Here is a 19560-nt window from a genome sequence, read left to right as displayed (position 1 = left end):
AGTCCGATGTCGTGCCATGAGCACAGGGCAGCCGCATCCCGGCCCGCACCCCATGGACGACGGCCGGGTACGGCGGCTGGTCGCCGGTCAGTTCCCGCAGTGGGCGGGGCTGCCGGTCGAACGGGTGGCCTCCGCAGGCACCGTCAACGCCGTCTACCGGCTGGGCCAGGACATGACGGTCCGGCTGCCGCTGGCGCGGGGCGGAGCCGGGGACGTGCCGACGGAGCGGACCTGGCTGCCCCGCCTCGCACCCCGCCTGCCCCTGCCCGTGCCCGAGGTGCTGGGGGCCGGAGAGCCCGCCGAGGGGTAGCCGTGGCCGTGGTCGGTCCACCGGTGGCTGGCCGGGGTGAACCCCCGGGCGGGGGCAGTGCGCGAGCCGGTCCTGCTGGCCGGGGAACTGGCCGCGTTCGTGACGGCGATGCGCGGCATCACCCTGCCCGGGGCGCCGCGCGCCCATCGCGGCGGTCCGGTCGCCCTGCTCGACGCCGAGACGCGGGCGGCGATCGAGGACCTGCGCGGCATCCCCCAGGAGGACGTCGACTGCGACGCAGCCGCCGCCGTGTGGGAGGAGACGCTGCGGGCCCCCGGACGGGACGGCCCGCCGGTGTGGCTGCACGCCGATCTCATACCGGGCAACCTGCTGGTGGACGGCGGCGGCAGGCTCGCCGCAGTGATCGACTTCGGGTGCGTGGGAAGGGGAGACCCGGCCTGCGATCTCTTCCCGGCATGGAATCTGCTGCCGCCCGATGCCAGGAAGACCTTCCGCCGGGCGCTGGACGTGGACGGGGCGACCTGGACCCGCGGACGGGGACGGACACTCTCCCAGGCGCTGATCGCGCTCCCGCACTACCGCACGACGAACCCGGCGATGGCCGGCAACGCCCGGCACGTGATCCGCTCCGTACTCACCGACGAGGGCTGAGGCACCGCCCGGGGGCGGGGCGACGAGGGCTGAGGTGCTCACCGGCGGGGAGACGTCCCCGGTCCGTAAGGATTCACGCGTTCCGCCACGGGTTCGCGACGGGTGGGATGGACGGCATGAAACTGCGTGTCACTCCACCGGTGTTCAGGGGCGCACTGCACGACCCCCGCACAGCGACCTCGATCGGCCGCTGGCTCGGTCCCGCCTTCGCGGTCTGCTTCGCCACCGGACTGGTCAGCCACTTCCTGCAGCATCCGCCGGACTGGCTCGCGGACACCCTGCCGAGCCGTCCGTCATGGGGCTACCGGCTCACCCAGGGGCTGCACGTCGCCTCCGGCATCGCGGCCGTCCCCCTGCTCCTCGCCAAGCTGTGGACGGTCTATCCGCGGCTGTTCGCCTGGCCGCCGCTGCGCTCGCCGCGGCACGGAGCGGAGCGGCTGTCGGTCGCGCTGCTCGTGGCCGGAGCGGTCTTCGAGGTGGCCACCGGGCTGCTGAACACGGCCCAGTGGTACCCGTGGCCGTTCTCGTTCGTACCGGTGCACTACGCGGTGGCATGGCTGGTCACCGGGGCACTGCTCCTGCACCTCGCGGTCAAGGCACCCCAGATCCGGGCGCACTGGAGCCGGCGCTCGCCCGGCACGTCGGCGCTGCCCGAGCGGGACGGCCCCGACCGGCGTTCGCTGCTCGCCGCGGTGGGCGCGGCCGTCGGCGCCGTCACCCTGACCACCGTGGGCCAGTCCTTCACTCCGCTGAAGGACCTCGACCTGCTCGCGCCGCGCCGGCCCGACCGCGGCCCCCAGGGCCTGCCCGTCAACCGGACGGCCGCGGCGGCCGGCGTGGGCCGGATCACCGGCGAGGAGTACCGCCTGGTCGTCGACGGGCCCCGCCCCTACACCCTGACGCTGGAGGAACTGCGTGCCCTGCCCCAGTACGAGGTGGAGCTGCCGATCGCCTGCGTGGAGGGCTGGAGCGCGTCCGCGCGGTGGACGGGCGTACGCACCGCGGATCTGCTGGACCGGGCCGGCGCCCACCCGCACGCGCGTGTGCGGGTGGTGTCGCTGCAACCGCGCGGCGGCTACCGGATGTCGGAGATGGGACACACCTACGCCCGCGACCCGCTGACGCTGCTGGCCCTGCGGCTGAACGGGGAGGAACTCCACCCCGACCACGGATACCCGGCGCGGCTCATCGCCCCCGGCCGGCCCGGAGTGCTGCAGACCAAATGGGTCGGCCGGCTGGAGGTGCTGGCATGAGGACGGCACGCCTGCTCGCCGCCGTCGCCGGCCTGGCGCTGACGGGCGTCGGGGTGTCCCTGCTGCTCGACGTCCGCGACCTGCCGGGCGTGCTGCTCTGGCTGGGCGGGGCGGTGCTCCTGCACGACGCGCTGATCGCGCCGCTGGTCCTGCTGGCCGGGCTGGTACTGGTGCGCGGCGGCGGGCGCGGACCGGTCCGCGCGGCGCTGACGGTCGCCGGCGCGCTGACGGCCGTGGCGCTGCCGGTCCTGCTGCGGCCCGGGCCGCGGGCCAACCCCTCGGTGCTGCCCCTGGACTATCCGCGCAACTGGCTCCTGACGCTGGCGGCCGTGGCCGTGGCCGTGGCCGTGGCCGCGGTGACGGCACTCCGCACAGCCGCACGGGGCCTTGTCCGCAGGCGACGGCCACCGCCGTGAACCGGCCCACGGGCCCGCCTCCGCCCCTCGCCGCCCACTCCGACGCCGGGCGGGGCGCCCCGGGACCGCGCACGGTCCTGCTCGCCTCCCGCCACCCGGCCGGTGAGGACAGGAGCCGGAAGGGCGGGCGCGGCCTCGCCGCCCGCCGCCCGGGAGCGGACGGCCACCCCTTGCGGCCCGGTGCCGATCCGGCCCGGAGTGCGCGGCGCGCCGGGAAGGCTTACGGACCGCTGACGTTCCCGCGCCGCGCGGCCCGTGCGCGGCGGTGCGGTTCTACGGTCGGGGCATGCTGATTCTGGTCACCGGAGGCGCGGGCTTCATCGGCTCCCACCTCGTCACCGCCCTCACCGCCGCCGGGCACGGCGTACGCGTCCTCGATGCGCTGCTGCCCGCCGCCCACCGCACCCCGCCGCCCCGCCCCGAGGGAGCGGACTGGCGGCAGGCCGACGTACGCGACGCGAGCGCCGTGGCCGACGCCCTGCACGGCGTGGACGCCGTCTGCCACCAGGCCGCCATGGTCGGCCTCGGCAAGGACTTCGCCGACGCTCCCGCCTACGTCGGCTGCAACGACCTGGGCACGGCGGTCCTGCTGGCCGGCATGGCCGAGGCGGGGGTGCGCCGCCTGGTACTGGCCGGATCGATGGTGGTGTACGGCGAGGGCCGCTACGAGTGTTCCCGGCACGGGACCGTACGGCCGGGGCCGCGCACGCCCGCCTGCCTGGAGGCCGGGCGTTTCGAGCCGCCGTGCCCGCACTGCGGCGAGCCGCTCGCCCCCGGTCTGGTGGACGAGGACGCGCCCGCCGATCCGCGCAACGTCTACGCGGCCACCAAGCTCGCCCAGGAGCATCTCGCCGCCGCCTGGGCGCGGGCGACGCGGGGGAGGGTGGCGGTGCTGCGCTACCACAACGTGTACGGGCCCGGCATGCCGCGTGACACCCCCTACGCGGGCGTCGCCTCCCTGTTCCGGTCCGCGCTCGCCCGCGGCGAGAGTCCGCGGGTGTTCGAAGACGGCGGCCAGCGGCGGGACTTCGTGCACGTGCGGGACGTGGCCGGTGCCAACCTCGCCGCGCTGGACGGCGTGGGCGGGCTGGTCGAAGGCGGCCTGCGGGCCTACAACGCCGGCAGCGGACAGCCGCACACCGTGGGGGAGATGGCCGCCGCGCTGGCCGCCTCCCACGGCGGCCCGAAGCCGGTGGTCACGGGCGAGTTCCGGCTCGGCGACGTCCGCCACATCACCGCCTCCTCCCGCAGACTCCGCGATGAGCTGGGGTGGAAGGCGCGGGTCGGTTTCGGCGAGGGGATGGCGGAGTTCGCGTCGGCGGCCCTGAGAGCCGGCTGAGCCCCGGCCCGCGGACTCGCCCGGGGCGGGCCAAGCGGCGCGGCTCACCCGGCCGGCCCGCTTCCCTCTCCGGCGCGCCCCGGCATCATCGGGCACCTGGTATCCGGCATCGCCGGGCACTCGGCTCGATCGAGGATCAGCGGGCCGCCGCGGGCAGGTGGACCTCGAAACGGCAGCCGCCGGGAACGTTGTGGACGGCGGTGCGGCCCCGGTGGGCCTCCACGATGCCGCGCACGATGGCCAGGCCCAGCCCGGCGCCCGCGGGCGGGGTACGGGCGTCGGTGCCGCGCCAGCCGGTGTCGAAGACGCGGGGGAGGTCCTCCGCCGGGATGCCCCCGCAGCCGTCGGTCACCGCCAGCACGACACTGTCGCTCTCCCGGCGGGCGGAGACGGCGACCGTGCCGTCGGCGGGGGTGCGGCGGATGGCGTTGACGAGCAGGTTGGCCAGGACCCGGGACATCTCGCGGCCGTCGACCTCGACCGGCAGCCGTTCCACCCCCTCGCCCACCAGCCGCACCCCCTGTTCCCTGGCCAGGGCGTCGGCGCCCGCGATCGCGTCGCCGACCAGGTCGTAGACGGAGAGGCGGGTGGGGGTCAGGGCCAGGACGCCGGCCTGTATGCGGGAGAGTTCGAAGAGATCGCCGACCATGCCGCTCATCCGCTCGACCTCGGTACGGATACGGGCGTGGTAGACGCCGGGCTCGGGGACCACGCCGTCCTCCAGGGCCTCGGTCATGGCCTGGAGGCCGGCCAGCGGGGTGCGCAGGTCGTGGGAGATCCAGGCGACCAGCTCGCGGCGGGAGGCCTCCAGGGCCCGCTCCCGTTCCCTGGAGGCGGTCAGCTTGGCGCTGGCCGCGGCCAACTGGCTGCTCAGTTCGGCCAGTTCGGCGGTGGGCGCGGTGGCGGGCGGGGTGAAGCTCCCGTCGTCGCCGAGGGCGCGGGTGGCCTCGGTCAGGGCCCGGCTGCCGGTGACGACGCTGCGGCCGAGCAGCAGCGCCACGGTGAGGGAGGCGACCGCCGCCATGGCGCACACCATCGTCACCACCCACAGGTCATGGTCCGACAGGAGCATCGCCCAGGACACCAGCAGCGTTCCGGCGAGCATCGCCGCGACCGTGACGGCCGCGACCACGGCCAGCGACAGCGCCACCGACCGGTTGCGCAGCAGCCGCAGGGCCGCCGTCCCCGAGACGCCGGCGGCGGCGGCGCCGATCGCCGCGTACAGGGCGATCAGCAGCGTGTCACCGAACACCGTCCCCTCCGTTCCCGCCGGCCGCCGCGGAGAAGGGAGGGTCGAAGCGGTAACCGACCCCCCACACCGTGCTGATCAGGGCGGGGCGGGCCGGATCGGTCTCGATCTTCTCGCGCAGCCGCCGCACATGGACGGTGACCGTCGACAGGTCGCCGAACTCCCAGCCCCACACCTGGCGCATCAGGTCCTCCCGGCTGGTGGCCCGGCCCGGGTGCCGCATGAAGAACGTCAGCAGGTCGAACTCGCGGATCGTCAGGGCCAGTTCGCGGCCATGGCGGGTGGCGCGGCGGCCGGTGGGGTCCAGCGCGAGCGGGCCGCTGCGCAGCCACGGCCCGGCGGCCGGGGGCCGGCCGCCGGCCGGTGTCCCGGCGCGGCGCAGCACGGACTCCACGCGCAGCACCAGCTCGCGGGGGCTGAAGGGCTTGGTGACGTAGTCGTCCGCGCCGACCTCCAGACCCAGGACACGGTCCTCCTCGTCACCGCGCGCGGTCAGCATGATCACCGGGACGGGGGCGTCCTGGCGTATGCGCCGGCACACCTCCAGCCCGTCCATGCCTGGCAGCATCAGATCCAGCACCACCAGGTCGGGCGGCCGGGACGCGACGAGGGCCACGGCGGCGGGACCGTCGGCGACCGCGTCGACGGCGAAACCCGCCCGGTCCAGGTAGCCGGTGACGACCTCGGAGACGGTGGGGTCGTCGTCCACGACCAGTACGCGTTTCACGCGCCGAGTCTCCCACCGCGGCGGGCGCGGCAGGGGGCACGGGGGCGGACGTCACCGGTCCGTAAGAAGCGCCGGGGTCCCGGTCCCCGGGGACGGTGATGTCAGCGTTCCGTAAGGACGCCGTGACCCTTATGTACTGGTTCGTGTTCGTAGGGTGAGTGGGGTGATCGAGAAACCCCCTTCCCCCGCGGCCGTCGGGCCTGTGGACGTCGTGCTGCCCTGCCTCGACGAGGCCGGGGCGCTGCCCTGGGTCCTGGAGCGGATCCCCCCGGGCTGGCGCGCGATCGTCGTCGACAACGGCTCCACCGACGGCTCTGCCGACCTCGCCCGTTCCCTCGGGGCGCACGTGGTCCATGAACCGCGCCGTGGTTTCGGCGCCGCCTGCCAGGCGGGCCTGGCCGCCGCCACCGCCGGCGTCGTCTGCTTCTGCGACTGCGACGCCTCCCTCGACCCCGGCCTGCTGCCCGGGATCGCCGCTCCCGTCCTGGACGGCAGCGCCGACCTGGTGCTGGGCCGCCGCCGGCCCACCACCCCGCGGGCCTGGCCGGCCCACGCGCGGCTGGCCAACCTCGAACTCGCCCGCCTGGTCCGCCGCCGCACCGGCCTGCCCCTGCGCGACCTGGGCCCGCTGCGCGCGGCCCGCCGCGAGGCGCTCCTGGCCCTGGAACTGACCGACCGGCGCTCGGGCTACCCGCTGCAGATGGTGGTCCGCGCCGCCGACGCCGGCTGGCGCGTCCGCGAGAAAGACGTCCCCTACCACCCGCGTACCGGCCGCTCGAAGGTCACCGGGACCTGGCGGGGCACCTGGCAGGCGGTACGGGACATGCGCGCCGTCCTCGCCGAACCGCCCGCCGCCCGCCCGGTCGGCGTGCCGCTCCCGCAGGCCGCGCGATGACCGCCCCGCCCACCGGGCCCGCCACCCTGCTGGTGATCGCCAAGGAACCGCTGCCGGGCAGGGTCAAGACGCGGCTCACCCCGCCGTACACCCCCCAGGAGGCCGCCGTACTGGCCGAGGCCTCCCTCACCGACACCCTCCACGCCCTGCTGCGCACGCCCGCCCGGCGCCGGGTCCTGGTCCTCGACGGCCGTCCCGGACCATGGCTGCCGCCCGGCTTCGACGTGGTGCCCCAGGGGCCGGGCGGACTGGACGAGCGGATCGCCGGCGCCTTCGCCCGCTGCGACGACGGTCCCGCCCTGCTGGTCGGCATGGACACTCCGCAGCTCACCCCGGACCTGCTCCTCCCGGTGGGCCGGGACGGCCACGACGCCTGGTTCGGGCCGGCCGCGGACGGCGGTTTCTGGGCCCTGGGACTCGCCGACCCGGCCCGTAACGGCTCCCTGGTGCGCGGGGTGGCGATGTCCACCGGCCGCACCGGCGCCGTCCAGCGGCTCAGGCTCACCCGGGCGGGACTGACGGTCCGTGACCTGCCCGTGCTGCGGGACATCGACACCGCGGCCGACGCCGCCGAGGTGGCCGGCGTGTGCCCGCCCGGCTCACGCTTCGCCGCGGCCCTGGCCTCCCTCGGGCAGACCACCCGGTGAGCGGCACGGCAACCGGCACGGCGACCGGCACCGCGACCAGTAGTGGATTCCCCCTCGGCGAGGGGTCCGAGCGGGCCGCACCCGCCGAGCCCGGGGGAGCCGAACTCGGCGGCGAGTCCCGGATCGGGGAGCCCTGGGTCGGTGACCCGTACGCGCAGGCCCTGCGGGCCGGCCGCGGCCCGCTCTATCTGCGCCGCCTGGCACCCCGCCTGACCGGAACACCCGGGCTTCTCCCCCTGGACATGGAACGCTGGTGCGCCGCCCCCGACGCTCCCGACCTCGACGTACTGGACCGCTGCACCGCACCCGTCCTGGACGTCGGGTGCGGGCCGGGACGGCTGGTGGCCGCCCTGGCCGCCCGCGGGGTGGCGGCCCTGGGCATCGACGTCAGTCCCGCGGCCGTCGCCCGCGCCCGACGCCACGGCGCGAGCGCCCTGCGCCGCTCCGTCTTCGACAACCTGCCGCGGGAAGGCGGGTGGGGCACGGTCCTGTTGCTGGACGGCAACGTGGGGATCGGCGGAGACCCCGCCGCACTCCTCGCCCGGCTGCGCCGGCTGGTCCGTCCCGGCGGCCGGCTGCTGGCCGAGGCGGCCGGCGACGACGTGGACGAGCGCCTCACGGTCCACGTCGAGGACGCCCACGGCCGCCACGGCCGTCCCTTCCCCTGGGCCCGCGTCGGCCCGACCGCCCTGACGGCTGCCGCCCGCAGCACGGGCTGGATCCTCACCGGCCACTGGACGGCCGAGGGCCGCCCCTTCGCCGAACTCCACCGACCGGGCACCGGGCCGCACGCGACGGTCACCGGCCCCGGCCCCCACCTCGCGGCCCACGGAGAGGTCGCCCGGCCATGACCGACACCACCACCGCCCGGGCGGAGGGCTCCGGGCCCCCACCGTCCGCCCCGCCGGCGCCCGCGACCCCCGCCCCGGCGGCGGACCGGCCAAGGGCCCGGGCCGCCGTCACCGTGACAGCGCTCCTGCTCGCCGCCCTCACCGCCGCCGTCGTCGCCACCCTCCGCGCCGGCGACAACACCGGCGCCCCCGGCCGCCTGCTGGCCGGATACGGCATCGCCTGGGCGCTGTTCGCCGCCGCCGCGTGGACGGTACGCAAGGCGCCACCCCGCGCCGGAGCCGTCCTGGTCGTGCTCGGCTCGGCCGCCGTGGCGCTGGCCGGACTCGCGGCACCACCCCGCACCAGCAACGACATGTACCGCTACGCCTGGGACGGACGCGTCCAGGCCGCCGGAATCTCCCCCTACGCCCACCCGCCCGCTGCCCCCGAACTGGCCCGGCTGCGCGACGGCTGGCTCTTCCCCCCGGACGCGGTGTGCCGGGGCTGGGGCCTGACCCGTACGGCCACGGGTCTGTGCGTCCGCATCAACCGGCCCACCGTCCCCACCATCTACCCGCCCGTCGCCGAAGGCTGGTACCTGGCCGTCCACGCCGTGTCCCCGCCCGGCAGCCGCCACAAGCCGCTCCAGGCGGGCGGCGCGGTCCTGGCGGTCGGCACGACCGCGGCCCTGCTGGCCGTACTGCGCCGGCGCGGCGACCCGGGGCGGGCCCCGGCCCGGGCCGCGCTGTGGGCCTGGTGCCCGGCCGTGGCCTTCGAAGCGGTCGACAACGCCCACATCGACACCCTCGGCGTGCTGCTCACCGTGCTCGCGCTCGGCACCGCCACGGCCGGGACCCGGCGCGGCGCGCTGCTCGGCGCCGCGATCGCCGTGAAGATCCTGCCCGTCCTCGCCCTGCCCGGCGCCCTGTCCGGGCAGCGCGCTCCGGTGCGCGTCCTGCGTCTGACGGCCTCCGCCGCCGCCGCGGTCGCCCTCGCCTACCTGCCCTACCTGGCGGCCTCCGGTACGGGCGTCCTGGGCTACCTGCCCGGCTACCTCCACGAGGAGGGCTACGAACCGGGCCACGTACGCCGCTTCGCCCTGCTGCGGCTCCTGCTGCCCGACACCGCGGCCGGCGCGACCGCGGCCGTGCTGCTCGCCCTGACCGCGCTGTACGTCTGGTGGCGGGGCGACCCGGCCCGCCCCTGGCGCGGCGCGCTGCTGCTGACCGGCACCGCGCTGCTGCTCTTCTCGCCCAGCTACCCCTGGTACTCCCTCCTCACCGTCGCCCTCGTCGCCCTGGACGGCCGCTGGGAGTGGCTCGCCCTCACCCTCGCCGGCACCGTCCTCTACCTCGCCGGCCGGCTCCTGCCCGGCTTCCCCCTCCAGGCATGGGCGTACGGCGCGGCGGCCCTGGCCGTCACCACCGGCGCCTGCCTGCGCTCCGCCCCCCTGCGCCGCCTCACGACCCCCGCCCGCCCCGGGGACACCGGCCCTGCCCCCGGCTGAGCCACCCCGCTTCCCCGGCCGCCCCGCGCCGCCGCCCCGTGCCCGGTCGAGCCGCCCACCGGGGCACGGGGCATCCGCACTCCCGGCGCCGGGAGTGCGGATGCCGGTGGCCTTTCAGGGCGGTCCCTCCCCGCGTTCCCGTTCCTGTTCGAGCAGGGCGTCCAGGTCCGTGAGGCGGTTCAGCCCCCGTACGGCCTGGGACATGCGGGGATTGTGCTCCAGCTGGGAGCGGTGGCGGTGCAGGAAGGCCCAGTACCCGGCGGTGTAGGGGCAGGCGTCCTCGCCCGCCCGCACCGTGGGGCGGTAGCGGCAGGGGCCGCAGAAGTCGCTCATCCGGTTGATGTAGGCACCGCCAGAGGTGTACGGCTTGGTCGTCATCCGCCCGCCGTCGGCGTACTGCGACATGCCGACGACGTTGGGCAGCATCACCCAGTCGTAGCCGTCGACGAAGCAGCGGTGGAACCAGTCGGTCACCGCGGCGGGGTCCCATCCCCTCTGCAGCGCGTGGCTGCCCAGCAGCATCAGCCGGGGGATGTGGTGGGTCCAGCCGGTGTCGCGCACCTGGGCCAGGACCGTCGACAGGCAGCGCGCGCCGACCGCGTCCGCGTCCAGGTCCAGGAACCACCCGGGCAGCGGTGTGAGGTGCCCGAGAGTGTTGTGGTGGCGGTAGGACTCGCCGAAGTACCAGTACAGCTGCCATACGTACTCGCGCCAGCCGGTGATCTGGCGCACGAACCCCTCGACGCTGTTGAGCGGCGCCTCACCCGCGCGCCAGGCCCGCTCGGCGAGTTCGGCGCACTCCAGCGGGTCCAGGAGGCCGAGGTTGAGCGAGGACGACAGCAGGCTGTGGCTGAGGACGGGGTCGCCGGCGAGCATGGCGTCCTCGTGCGGACCGAAACCGGCCAGCCGGTGGGAGACGAAACGCCGCAGCGCGCTGCGGGCCTCCCGGCGGGTGGCGGGAAACAGGCGCGGTCCGTCCCGCCCCACGAAGGACACCTGCCCGGCCCGCTCCCAGCGGTCGAGGTCGTGGCGGACCTCCTCGTCGATGCCGTCCTCGCGCGGACGGAAGGGGGCCGGGGCCGTCAGCGTCTGCGCGTCCTTGGGCGGGGGTTCACGGTTGTCGTGGTCGTAGTTCCAGCGTCCGCCGGCCGGCTCCGCGCCGTCCATGAGCAGGCCGTGGTTCTGGCGCACCCAGCGGTAGAAGTCCTCCTGGCGCAGCCGTGAGCCGCCGTGGCCGTCGGCCCACGCCCGGAAGTCCTCGTGCGGGACGAGGAATCCCCGGGCGGGCAGCACCCGCACACCGTCGAGCGCGCCGACGAACCCGAGGGCGGCGCGCGAGGTGGGGTGGTGCACCGTCACCGCGGCGGACCCCACCGCCTGGCGCAGCCCCTCGCGGTAGGTGTCCGCCCGGACGTAGTGGACCCGGTCGCCGAGTTCCGCCGCCCGGTGGCGCATCGCGGAGAGCACCAGATGGGCCTTGGCCCGGTGGAAGCGGCGGCGCCGGAACACCGACCGCGCCTCGATCATCACGACCGGCGTGTCGGGGGCCGGCCCCCGCTCGTGCGGGGTGAGGAAGTGCGGCCCGAGCTGATCCCCGAAGAGCCAGTGGAACGCCGTCACGGCCGGCCGCCTCCCTGGCCCCGCACCAGCGGAACGCGACCGGCGGGGGAGGGACGGAGGAGAAGAGACATGAACGGCTCCAACGGCGCGACGGGACGGGAACGGGGACGGGACGGGTGGGGTACCGAAGGAATTCCCAGGTCACGACGGCCGCGGATGCGGGCGAACGGGTGAAGGGGTGAAGGGCGGGGGAGCGGCCCCTCACTCCACGACCGTGTGCGAGGTGAACCAGGACGCGGCGCCTCGCAGGTGACGCTCGACGGCCTCCTCGGTCTCCGCGGCGACCACGACGCGTCCGGCCTTGGTGTCGGAGGAGACCCGCGAATCCCCCGCCGTGTCTCCCGGCGCCACCTCCACACTGGCCCGCACCACGCCCGGGAGCGCCAGAACGCGCCGCGTGTCCGGCACGGAGACGATCCGCCCCGGCCGCGCCGGCAGGTTGAGGTATCCGTAGCAGAGCGCCGAGGGCGCGGTCGTGGGGATGTCCGGGGGAAGACCGAGCAGGGCTCTCGCCCATTCGGCGACCAGGTCGAAGCCGTACTTCTCCTGGAGTTCCTCGCGCATCATCCCCCCGCTGGTGCGCCCGGCGCACTCGCTGAACACCAGCCGGTCGCTCTGCCGGAAGGCTTCGAGATGGAACACGCCGTCGGTGTGGCCCAGCGCGGCCAGTGCGCGCGAGACCAGACGGCGTGCCTGGACGTACAGGCCGGTGTGGGCCCCCGGCTCCAGCAGTACGGTGCCCGCCAGGCCGCCGGTCTTGATGGCGATGAGGTTGTGCAGATAGCGCGAGACGGTGAGCGCCAGCAGGCTCCCCTCCCGTACGACGCCGTCGATCTGAAGTTCCGCACCGGCGACGAACTCCTCGACCGCCCACGGCCCGTGCCCCGCCTTCCCCGGCCGGGACGCCCGCAGCAGGGCCGCCTCCCGGGCGGAGTCCAGCACGAAGGTGTCGGCCGTGCCCGCGCCCGCCAGCGGCTTCACCACCAGGGGGTAGTCGCTGTCGCGGACGGGCAGGCCGGACAGCGTGTCGACGGTGAAGCAGTCGGCCACCGGCAGGCCCGCTCTGCGCACGGCCTGCTTCTGCGCGACCTTGTCGCGCAGCAGGACGGCGGTACGCGGTGACAGACAGCGGGCCCCGCCCATGCTGCCCACCACCGCGGCGGCGACCAGGGCGAACTCCAGGTTGGTGCCGACGGCGGTGAAGCCCTCCAGGCTCACGTCATGCCGTTCCAGGCCCTCCAGGACATGCTCGACGTTGGTCGGATCGGGCACCACCACGATGCGTCCGCCGAACCCCTTGCGCAGCGCGGTGGCGACATCACCGGGCGCCATCACATACGTGACGTTCTGGCCCAGCCCGGTGAGCGCCTCGGCGGTGAAGGCGCGCCACCCGAGCACCAGAGTGCTCCCGGACGCGGACCCGGAGGGCCCCGGCGACGATCGGAGCGCGGTGTGTGCCATGGGAGTGGTCCTTTCAGCGGCATGAACACGGACGCGGGACACGAACCCGGACATGAACCCGGACGCGGACACGCGGGAGCAGTCCGGCGGGTCACGGCGAATGAGGGGAGGTGGGGGAGGCCGGCCAGGCCTAGGCGGCTACGGAGACCCTCGTGGCGTCCTTCTCGGCGGCCCGCACCAGCGGAACGCACACCGCTCCCACGGCCCCGAAGACGGCTCCCAGGACGATCCAGCCGCCCGCGCCGACGCCGATGACCAGCGCTGTCACGAGGACGGGCCCGACGAACTGCTGGAGACCACGCCCGAGGGCGAAGACCCCCTGGTACTCCCCCTGGCGTCCCGGCGGCGGCAGTTCGAAGGAGACACCCCAGCTCCCGGCCGACTGGTAGATCTCTCCCACCACCATCACCACGGCAGCCAGGACGACCAGCGCCGCCACCCACCCGCGGGGAACGGCCGCGGTGCCGGCGAAGAGCAGGCAGGAGAGAAGCAGGAGCATCCCCGCCCGCCGCAGCAGCAGCGCGGCGCCCCGGGCCGAGGCCGCCCCTCTGCTCAGCCGCACCTGAAGAAGCAGGACGAGCAGCGTGTCGGCGATGATGACCACGGAGTTGAGGCTGCCCGATTCCCGCAGCCGGACGGTGATCCACAGCGGGATGCCGATGTTCAGCATCGCGGTGTGCAGTTCCAGCAGCCCGGCGGCGAGCGTGACGGCGAGGAAACGGTGGTCGCGCAGGGCCGCCCGGCTCCGCGCCCCGGAAGGCCGCCGTTCCGGCTCCGGCCGCGCCGGTTCGCGCAGGCCCAGGGTGACCGCCGCGCAGACCAGCTGGGCGCAGGCATTGACCGCGATCACCGTGTAGAACGCCTGGCGGGTGCCCGCGGCCAGCGCCACGCCGGCCAGCGCCGCACCGGCCATGGAGCCGAGGTTGAAGACGCTGCGCATCTGGGCGCGTACCTTCGTCGCCGTCTCCTTCCCGAAGAGACTGAACGTCAGAGCGGCCCGCAGCGGACTGCCGGCCGTCTCCCCGACCGCTGTCAGACAGGCGACCACCGCGAACACCGCGAAGGTGTCACTGAAGCAGTACAGGACGAACAGCACGGAGAGCGCGGCGTAGTCGCCCGCCAGAAGCGGCCGCGCGCCCAGCCGGTCGGCGAGTTTCCCGGCCGGGACCGTGGAAAGGAATCCGCAGAATCCCGCGACGGAGAGGGTGAGTGCGACCGACCGCGGCGAAAGCCCGACGGTCCTGGTGAAGAAAATGGCGCTGGACGTCAGAAAGAGTCCGGTACCCGCCGACTGCACCAGCGTGAGAAAGGCGAGCCTGCGGGCGGTGCGAGTTTCGGGAACCAGGTCCCGATATAAGTTCTGAAGTATCCGATTCACGTACATCCCCCTGTTTTTCCACGTGCGGACGTGACGCCCGCCCCGCTTCCTGTGCAGTATGCCGGGACCGGCCGCGGGCGCTCCCGGCGAGCCGCAGGCGTGCGGAGGCGGGCCGAAAGGGCAGGCGTGCGCGGCCCCGGCGAGCGGACCCGGCACGGCGCGGACGCCGGTCACGCGAGGGCCGGACCCGGGCACGGCACGCCCCGGGGCGGCGCCGCGGGCCTCGGCATATGCCTGGCCGGCCGGCGCTCCCCTCCCGGGAACCGCGCGCCGCGGCGCCTCCCTCGACGGGGCTCGGGCAGGTCACCCTCGGACGGTAGGGGCACCCGCCGCGCCGGCTCCACCGGTTTTCGGTACCGGTCCGCTGAGCGGAACAGTGCGCGACAACCATTTCCCCGCTCCGCACACTCATTTCCAGCGGCCCGACATCATCGGGGCGTGCGTACAGGAATTCCGCCGGGTCCGGCGTCCGCCGCACCGCGACGGAAGTGGTAGGGGGCAGAATCCGTACGGCCCTCTCCGCTGAATTCCTGGGCGCGGGTTCGAACACGAGCGAGTGGGCGCCGAGGTGATGGCGGGTCTGGAATACGGGACGGCCAGGGACCACGAACTGATCGACGGCGAACCCCACGTCCGGGCCGCCATGAACATCATCATGGCCATTCCGTCGGACATCGACACCCCGGTCGTCATCGAGAAGGGCGCCCCGCTGGCGTGGATCTTCACGCTGCCGAAGAAACAGCGCATGGAGAGCGTGTGACCACCCGGACGCCTCCGCTGAGCAGGCCGCCCGCACCGGGGCTGTCGGTTGCGGAGAGGAGGAACCTCGCGCTCCTCCTGGTCGGCCAGACCAGCAGCGTGTTGGGGACCCAGACGACCGGGGTGGCGTTGCCGCTGCTCGCCACAGGACTGGCCGGAGCCGGCTCGCTCTCCCGTCATCCCCTCCCCGCTGTCGGGCCGACTCCTGCCGGGGAGCCGCGCTCGCGGCGGCGGTCCTGCTCGCGGCTTCCCTTACCGTGTCGGACCCCAGACCGGCCCGCGAACTGGCCCGCGAACAGGTCGCGTTGATCAGCGCGTTCATGAGCGCCGGCGTCATCACCCACGACGCGGGCCGCGTCCACGGTTTCGAGTAGCGCCGGCGGAACCGCCGTACGGCCCGCGGGCAGGGCGGGCCGGTCCGCACGGCGCGGCGTCCGGCTCGGCCCCGGGCCCGGTAGGGGAGGTGCGGGGCGGCGGGGCGCAGGCGGGGCCTGTCACCCGGGAGCATGGTTTGGGCGGTGGATGCCGGTGCGTACCGCATGCCGGGCGGGCCGCGGGGGGAGGAGGCGGGCGTGCGATGCCACCCCCGGCCACAGAGGGAGAGCGCGTGTGAGCGCTGTCGTCTTCACCGCTGACTTCACCTCCGAGCGCCAGTGGGTCGCGGGCCGTTCCTGGGCCTATCCCGACGGCGGCCCCACCAACCCGGGCGACAACAAGCTCGACCACCTCACCGCGGATCCGGCCTACTCCCGCAGCGGCACCTTCCGGGCCACGCGCCGGGCGGACGGCCTGTGGGACACCGGCCTGCTCACCACGGAGGGGAGCGAGGAGGGTTTCCTGGTCCGCGCCGGGGACCACCTCGACGCCCGGGTGCGGCTGCCCGCGCTGACGGGTTCCTGGCCGGCCATCTGGACGTGGCGGGACGGCGGCAACGAGGTGGACGTGTTCGAGTACCACCCGGACAACCCCGACCTGCTGGAACTCACCAACCATGTGCGCCAGGGACAGCGGTACGTCCAGCACGAGACGGTACGTCCCGGCGGTGTCGTCGATCTGGGCGTGACGTTCGGCCGGCGCAGCGTGGTCTGGACCCTGAACGGGGAGCGGGTCTTCGCCGACGGCCGCGGCGTCGGATCGGGCTGGCACGCCTACCTGATCGTCAACCTCTCGGTCTGCGCGGGCCGTTACCACCCGCCTCCCGACGCCACGGCCACCGAACTGTCCTTCGGGGTGGAGAGCCTGGTGGTGCGCCGAGCCCTGCTCCCGCCCCTCCCCGCCTGACGGCCGCCCCGGGCCGCCTTTTCCGGCGTTCCCTCGTCAGGCGCCTCGGCGCGATCATCGACGGCGTGCTGGCCCTGGCGGCCGCCACCGTGCCGGTGCAGCGGATCACCCTGAGCCTGGTGGTCAACCCGGCCACCCATCCGCTCTTCGCGGCGGCCGAAGCGCGCAAGGAGCCCCGGGTCGCGGCCCTGGAGGACGGCCTGCGCGCCCTGTTCGCCGCCCGCGGCGCCGAGGACCCGGCCCTGGAGGAGGTCCTGCTGCGCAGCGTCCTCGAAGGCGTGATCTTCAAAATGGCCGTCTACGGCGACCAGTACCCGGCCGAACCGGTCCGCCGCCGCCTCTACGCCCTCTACGGCCTGCCCACTCCGGGCCCGGACCTGCTGCCCCCCGCTCCCCGTGCCGACCGCATGCGGGCCCGCCCGCGCGGGGAGTGACCGCCGTCCCCGTGCGGGGCGCGAGGAGTGACCGCCGCGCCGCGTAGGGGAGTGACTGGGGGAGTGACTGCTGTCCCCGTGCGGCTGACCGCCGTGCCGTGCCGCGTGGGGGAGGGACCGCCGTCCCCGTGCGGAGAGTCACCGTCGGCCGTGCGGGGTGACCGCCGCGCCGCGCCGTGTGGGGAGTGACCACGATGCCGCGCGGGGAGTGACCGCCGCGCCGCGTCCCGCCGCACCGGACAGGCGGTGGGTGGGGCGCGGCGCGGGTGGGGTGCGGATACTTCGGGTGCCCCTCACGGGCTTCGCGGGTGCGGCTGTCCGCGTCCGGGGAGCCGGCCCGCCGCCGGCCCCGGCACTCGGCCGCCGGAGCCGGCCGGCCAGAGGGCGCGGCGGGCGGGTCAGCCGGGCCAGGTGCCGGTCAGGCGGCGGATGGCCGCCGCGCCGCCGCGGTCGACGGCCGCCTTCACGCCCGCGAAGAGCGCGCCCTGAAGGACGGCGGCCACCAGCACCTCGCTCCAGCCGCGGTCCTCGTCGGTGGCGTCGGGTGCGTCCCGGTCGTGGCCGAGCGTCTTCCACGCCTGTTTGAACAGCGCGCCGGCCACCGCGCCGCTGAGCGCGCCGAGTACCAGACCGACCGGCTTGTAGACCGTCTTGGACGCCTTCATGAGGGGCCCTTCCTACTTCTTCCTCCGGCGCAGCAGCACGCAGGCGACCAGCAGGGCCGCGGCCGCCGCGATCAGGGCGATGCGGTTGTTGCGTACCTGCTCAGGCGCCTTGTCCTGCCACACCTGCTCCGCCTGGGATGCCTTGGCCTTCACCTGCCCGGCGGCGACGGCCGCCTTCTCCTTGACCGCGTCGGGCAGCTTGTCCTGCAGCGCCTGCGAGGCCTCGGAGGCCTTCGCCCTGGCCTGCCCGGTCAGCTCCGACGCCTTCGCCGCCGTCTGCTCCTTGAGCGCGGCGGCCTTCTCCTGCGCGCGGGCCTTGACGTCGGTCTTGTCGGCCAGCGCCTGGACCGTGTCGCCCAGCTCGTGGCGAGTCCGCTCGATCTGCTCGCGCAGCTCCTCGGTGCCGGCGGCGGTGGGCTCGTCGTGGGGCTGCTGCGTCATCGCTTGGCACTCTCCTTGATCTCGGCCACGTCGGCCTTCACACTGTCGATGGTCTGCTCCGGGGTGGGCGGGGCGGCCTGGCTGACCTCCTTCTTCCCGGTCAGCGCCAGTACGGCGGTGATCAGGCCGAGGATTCCCGCCATGATCAGGGCCGCGGCCCAGACCGGCAACGGCACGGCCAGCGCGGCGATGCCCGCGGCGACCAGGGCCTGCAAGGTCAGGAAGCCGGCCAGGCCCGCGCCGCCGAAGAGGCCGCCGCCCTTGCCGTACCGCCTGCCCTTGGCCTTCATCTCCGCCTGCGCCAGCCGCATCTCGCCCCGTACCAGCTCTGTCAGCTGCTGCGAGGCGCGCTGCACCAGCTCGCCGACCGGCTCGTCGGCCACGCTGCGCCCGGTAGTGCCGCCGGTCGTATACCGGTCTGTCTTGTTCATGACTCGCCCTCCTTCGCGGTGACCACCGCGTACCCCCGAATGGGCGAAAGCGACACGTGCCCCCGGGAAGAGGGGATCCCCTCTTCCCGGGGGCACGCGCGGCGGGCCCGGTCAGGACTCCAGGCGCCGGCGGTCCTCCTCGTTCCAGGCGCGGGTGTCGCGGGGCGGGACGTAGGGCTCCTCCCGGGGCGGCAGGCCGCCGGCGATGGCGCGCTGGCGGGCCATCTCGGCGTCGAACTCCAGGCCGAGCAGGATCGCGAGATTGCTGATCCACAGCCACACCAGGAACACGATCACGCCGGCCAGCGTGCCGTAGGTCTTGTTGTAGGAGGCGAACTGGGCGACGTAGAGGGCGAATCCCGCCGAGGCGATCATCCAGATCAGCAGCGCCACCACACTGCCGGGGGTGACCCACTTGAAGCCGCGCCCCTTCACGTTCGGTGTCGCCCAGAACAGGATCGCGATCATGACCGTGACCAGGACGACCAGCACCGGCCACTTCGCGAACGTCCACACCGCCAGCGCCGTGTCGCCGATGCCGATGACGGAGCCCGCCCGGCGCGCCAGGCCGCCGGTGAAGACCACGATCAGCGCGCTGGCCACCGCCAGGGCCAGGAGCACCACCGTCACCCCGACCCGCACCGGCAGCACCTTCCACACCGGCCGGCCCTCCGGCATGTCGTAGACGGCGTTCGCGGCGCGGATGAAGGCCGCCACATAGCCGGAGGCGGACCACACCGCCAGGACGACGCCGACCACGGCCATCACCGAGCCGATGCCGGCCCGTTCCTGCAACTGCTGCACCGCGTTGCTGATGATGTCCCGTGCCGAACCGGGCGCCAGCTTCCTGAGGTTGGCCAGCACCTGGTCGGTCGCCGACCGCCCGGCCACCCCCAGCAGGGACACCAGGGCCAGCAGGGCCGGGAACAGCGACAGCACGCCGTAATAGGTCAGGGCCGCCGCCCGGTCGGCCAGCTCATCGTCCTTGAACTCCGTCACTGTCCCCTTCAGCACCGCCCACCAGGACCGTTTGGGCAGGGCGCTGGGCTCGTCCGGGGCCCGGCGCCGCACCTCCTCGTCCGGGCCCGGCGTCTGTGCCGGTTCAGCAGGGTCGGGTGAACGGCGCTGCCCGTCCGGCGCGGCAGCATCTGATATTCCAGCCATACCAGTGGGGATAACCCCGCTCCGCACACCCATGCCTGGGCGTCCCGCGCCGACCGCCGCCAGGGCGTTCGCCGCGGCGGCCGTGCTCTTCGGCGTGTGGGCGGCCGGCTCCGGCCCCGGGGACAGCCCTGGGCGCCGCG

Annotated in this window: 19 protein-coding genes and 1 pseudogene; 11 read left to right on the top strand and 9 right to left on the bottom strand. The window is 74.8% G+C overall.

The genetic code is table 11. The annotated features are described in order from the left end of the window. Positions 1-16: 16 nt before the first annotated feature. From ABZT12_RS23645 to ABZT12_RS23630, 4 genes and pseudogenes are all read left to right on the top strand, one after another. Positions 17-922, top strand: a pseudogene (locus ABZT12_RS23645) (aminoglycoside phosphotransferase family protein). A 116-nt stretch (positions 923-1038) separates the two neighbouring features. After that, positions 1039-2175: a molybdopterin-dependent oxidoreductase gene (locus ABZT12_RS23640; protein ID WP_356387976.1), complete on the top strand. Its 1137-nt coding sequence runs from the start codon at positions 1039-1041 to the stop codon at positions 2173-2175. Then, positions 2172-2591, top strand: coding sequence for a hypothetical protein (locus tag ABZT12_RS23635; RefSeq protein ID WP_356387974.1), 420 nt, complete (start codon positions 2172-2174; stop codon positions 2589-2591). Before ABZT12_RS23640 ends, ABZT12_RS23635 begins: the two co-directional genes overlap by 4 nt. A 286-nt stretch (positions 2592-2877) precedes the next feature. Continuing rightward, the gene (locus ABZT12_RS23630; RefSeq protein WP_356387972.1) at positions 2878-3930 is read left to right on the top strand and encodes an NAD-dependent epimerase/dehydratase family protein; all 1053 of its coding nucleotides are present in this window, start codon (positions 2878-2880) and stop codon (positions 3928-3930) included. A 136-nt stretch (positions 3931-4066) separates the two neighbouring features. Here the strand turns inward: ABZT12_RS23630 and ABZT12_RS23625 are convergent, their stop codons facing one another. Together ABZT12_RS23625 and ABZT12_RS23620 are read right to left on the bottom strand one after the other, a co-directional pair. Next, positions 4067-5182: a HAMP domain-containing sensor histidine kinase gene (locus ABZT12_RS23625; RefSeq protein ID WP_356387970.1), complete on the bottom strand. Its 1116-nt coding sequence runs from the start codon at positions 5180-5182 to the stop codon at positions 4067-4069. Beyond that, positions 5172-5906, bottom strand: a complete 735-nt coding sequence (locus ABZT12_RS23620) for a response regulator transcription factor (RefSeq protein ID WP_356387968.1) — start codon at positions 5904-5906, stop codon at positions 5172-5174. The genes ABZT12_RS23625 and ABZT12_RS23620 overlap by 11 nt, the downstream gene beginning before the upstream one ends. A gap of 163 nt (positions 5907-6069) precedes the next feature. On the opposite strand from ABZT12_RS23620, the gene ABZT12_RS23615 reads away from it, so the two are divergent. The 4 genes from ABZT12_RS23615 to ABZT12_RS23600 are packed head-to-tail and all read left to right on the top strand — an operon-like array spanning position 6070 to position 9786. Then, the gene (locus ABZT12_RS23615) at positions 6070-6801 is read left to right on the top strand and encodes a glycosyltransferase family 2 protein (protein ID WP_356387966.1); all 732 of its coding nucleotides are present in this window, start codon (positions 6070-6072) and stop codon (positions 6799-6801) included. Then, on the top strand, positions 6798-7448 hold the full coding sequence (locus ABZT12_RS23610) for a DUF2064 domain-containing protein (RefSeq protein WP_356387964.1): 651 nt from the start codon (positions 6798-6800) through the stop codon (positions 7446-7448). The genes ABZT12_RS23615 and ABZT12_RS23610 overlap by 4 nt, the downstream gene beginning before the upstream one ends. Beyond that, on the top strand, positions 7445-8299 hold the full coding sequence (locus tag ABZT12_RS23605) for a class I SAM-dependent methyltransferase (RefSeq protein WP_356387962.1): 855 nt from the start codon (positions 7445-7447) through the stop codon (positions 8297-8299). The genes ABZT12_RS23610 and ABZT12_RS23605 overlap by 4 nt, the downstream gene beginning before the upstream one ends. Next, positions 8296-9786, top strand: a complete 1491-nt coding sequence (locus ABZT12_RS23600; RefSeq protein ID WP_356387960.1) for a glycosyltransferase 87 family protein — start codon at positions 8296-8298, stop codon at positions 9784-9786. Before ABZT12_RS23605 ends, ABZT12_RS23600 begins: the two co-directional genes overlap by 4 nt. 114 nt (positions 9787-9900) lie before the next feature. Here ABZT12_RS23600 and ABZT12_RS23595 read toward each other — a convergent pair whose 3' ends face one another. The 3 genes from ABZT12_RS23595 to ABZT12_RS23585 all read right to left on the bottom strand — a co-directional run bounded on the left by ABZT12_RS23595 (position 9901) and on the right by ABZT12_RS23585 (position 14245). Further along, positions 9901-11406 (bottom strand): cryptochrome/photolyase family protein, encoded by a 1506-nt coding sequence (locus ABZT12_RS23595; RefSeq protein ID WP_356387957.1) that lies wholly within the window; start codon positions 11404-11406, stop codon positions 9901-9903. Between the two features lie 201 nt (positions 11407-11607). Beyond that, complete coding sequence (locus tag ABZT12_RS23590) at positions 11608-12867, bottom strand: hypothetical protein (protein WP_356387955.1); 1260 nt, start codon at positions 12865-12867, stop codon at positions 11608-11610. 130 nt (positions 12868-12997) lie between these two features. Beyond that, positions 12998-14245 carry an MFS transporter gene (locus ABZT12_RS23585; protein WP_356387953.1) on the bottom strand — a complete coding sequence of 416 codons (1248 nt, stop codon included), beginning with the start codon at positions 14243-14245 and terminating at the stop codon, positions 12998-13000. A gap of 556 nt (positions 14246-14801) precedes the next feature. Here ABZT12_RS23585 and ABZT12_RS23580 point away from each other — a divergent pair. From ABZT12_RS23580 to ABZT12_RS23570, 3 genes are all read left to right on the top strand, one after another. Further along, positions 14802-15005 carry a hypothetical protein gene (locus tag ABZT12_RS23580; RefSeq protein WP_356387951.1) on the top strand — a complete coding sequence of 68 codons (204 nt, stop codon included), beginning with the start codon at positions 14802-14804 and terminating at the stop codon, positions 15003-15005. Positions 15006-15613: 608 nt separating this feature from the next. Then, positions 15614-16285 carry a beta-glucanase gene (locus tag ABZT12_RS23575; protein ID WP_356387948.1) on the top strand — a complete coding sequence of 224 codons (672 nt, stop codon included), beginning with the start codon at positions 15614-15616 and terminating at the stop codon, positions 16283-16285. A gap of 65 nt (positions 16286-16350) precedes the next feature. Then, on the top strand, positions 16351-16719 hold the full coding sequence (locus ABZT12_RS23570) for a hypothetical protein (protein WP_356387945.1): 369 nt from the start codon (positions 16351-16353) through the stop codon (positions 16717-16719). Between the two features lie 398 nt (positions 16720-17117). Here ABZT12_RS23570 and ABZT12_RS23565 read toward each other — a convergent pair whose 3' ends face one another. From ABZT12_RS23565 to ABZT12_RS23550, 4 genes are all read right to left on the bottom strand, one after another. Beyond that, on the bottom strand, positions 17118-17384 hold the full coding sequence (locus ABZT12_RS23565) for a DUF4235 domain-containing protein (protein WP_356387943.1): 267 nt from the start codon (positions 17382-17384) through the stop codon (positions 17118-17120). A 12-nt stretch (positions 17385-17396) separates the two neighbouring features. Further along, positions 17397-17825 carry a DUF3618 domain-containing protein gene (locus ABZT12_RS23560; RefSeq protein WP_356387940.1) on the bottom strand — a complete coding sequence of 143 codons (429 nt, stop codon included), beginning with the start codon at positions 17823-17825 and terminating at the stop codon, positions 17397-17399. Further along, positions 17822-18256 carry a phage holin family protein gene (locus tag ABZT12_RS23555; RefSeq protein WP_356387937.1) on the bottom strand — a complete coding sequence of 145 codons (435 nt, stop codon included), beginning with the start codon at positions 18254-18256 and terminating at the stop codon, positions 17822-17824. Before ABZT12_RS23555 ends, ABZT12_RS23560 begins: the two co-directional genes overlap by 4 nt. A gap of 111 nt (positions 18257-18367) precedes the next feature. Next, positions 18368-19420, bottom strand: coding sequence for a YihY/virulence factor BrkB family protein (locus ABZT12_RS23550; protein WP_356387934.1), 1053 nt, complete (start codon positions 19418-19420; stop codon positions 18368-18370). Positions 19421-19560: the final 140 nt, after the last annotated feature.

Source organism: Streptomyces sp. NPDC005423, assembly GCF_040606415.1.
In the GTDB taxonomy this organism is placed as follows: Bacteria; Actinomycetota; Actinomycetes; order Streptomycetales; family Streptomycetaceae; genus Streptomyces.
Note: the sequence above shows the minus strand (reverse complement) of the source record. Positions and strands in the feature narration are given on the sequence as shown.

Excerpts from the sequence above, each read along its gene's own strand:
- ABZT12_RS23640 (WP_356387976.1), top strand. The coding sequence starts at position 1,039 with ATGAAACTGCGTGTCACTCCACCGGTGTTCAGGGGCGCACTGCACGAC.
- ABZT12_RS23635 (WP_356387974.1), top strand. The coding sequence starts at position 2,172 with ATGAGGACGGCACGCCTGCTCGCCGCCGTCGCCGGCCTGGCGCTGACG.
- ABZT12_RS23630 (WP_356387972.1), top strand. The coding sequence starts at position 2,878 with ATGCTGATTCTGGTCACCGGAGGCGCGGGCTTCATCGGCTCCCACCTC.
- ABZT12_RS23610 (WP_356387964.1), top strand. The coding sequence starts at position 6,798 with ATGACCGCCCCGCCCACCGGGCCCGCCACCCTGCTGGTGATCGCCAAG.
- ABZT12_RS23600 (WP_356387960.1), top strand. The coding sequence starts at position 8,296 with ATGACCGACACCACCACCGCCCGGGCGGAGGGCTCCGGGCCCCCACCG.
- ABZT12_RS23590 (WP_356387955.1), bottom strand. The coding sequence starts at position 12,867 with ATGGCACACACCGCGCTCCGATCGTCGCCGGGGCCCTCCGGGTCCGCG.
- ABZT12_RS23565 (WP_356387943.1), bottom strand. The coding sequence starts at position 17,384 with ATGAAGGCGTCCAAGACGGTCTACAAGCCGGTCGGTCTGGTACTCGGC.
- ABZT12_RS23560 (WP_356387940.1), bottom strand. The coding sequence starts at position 17,825 with ATGACGCAGCAGCCCCACGACGAGCCCACCGCCGCCGGCACCGAGGAG.
- ABZT12_RS23555 (WP_356387937.1), bottom strand. The coding sequence starts at position 18,256 with ATGAACAAGACAGACCGGTATACGACCGGCGGCACTACCGGGCGCAGC.
- ABZT12_RS23550 (WP_356387934.1), bottom strand. The coding sequence starts at position 19,420 with ATGGCTGGAATATCAGATGCTGCCGCGCCGGACGGGCAGCGCCGTTCA.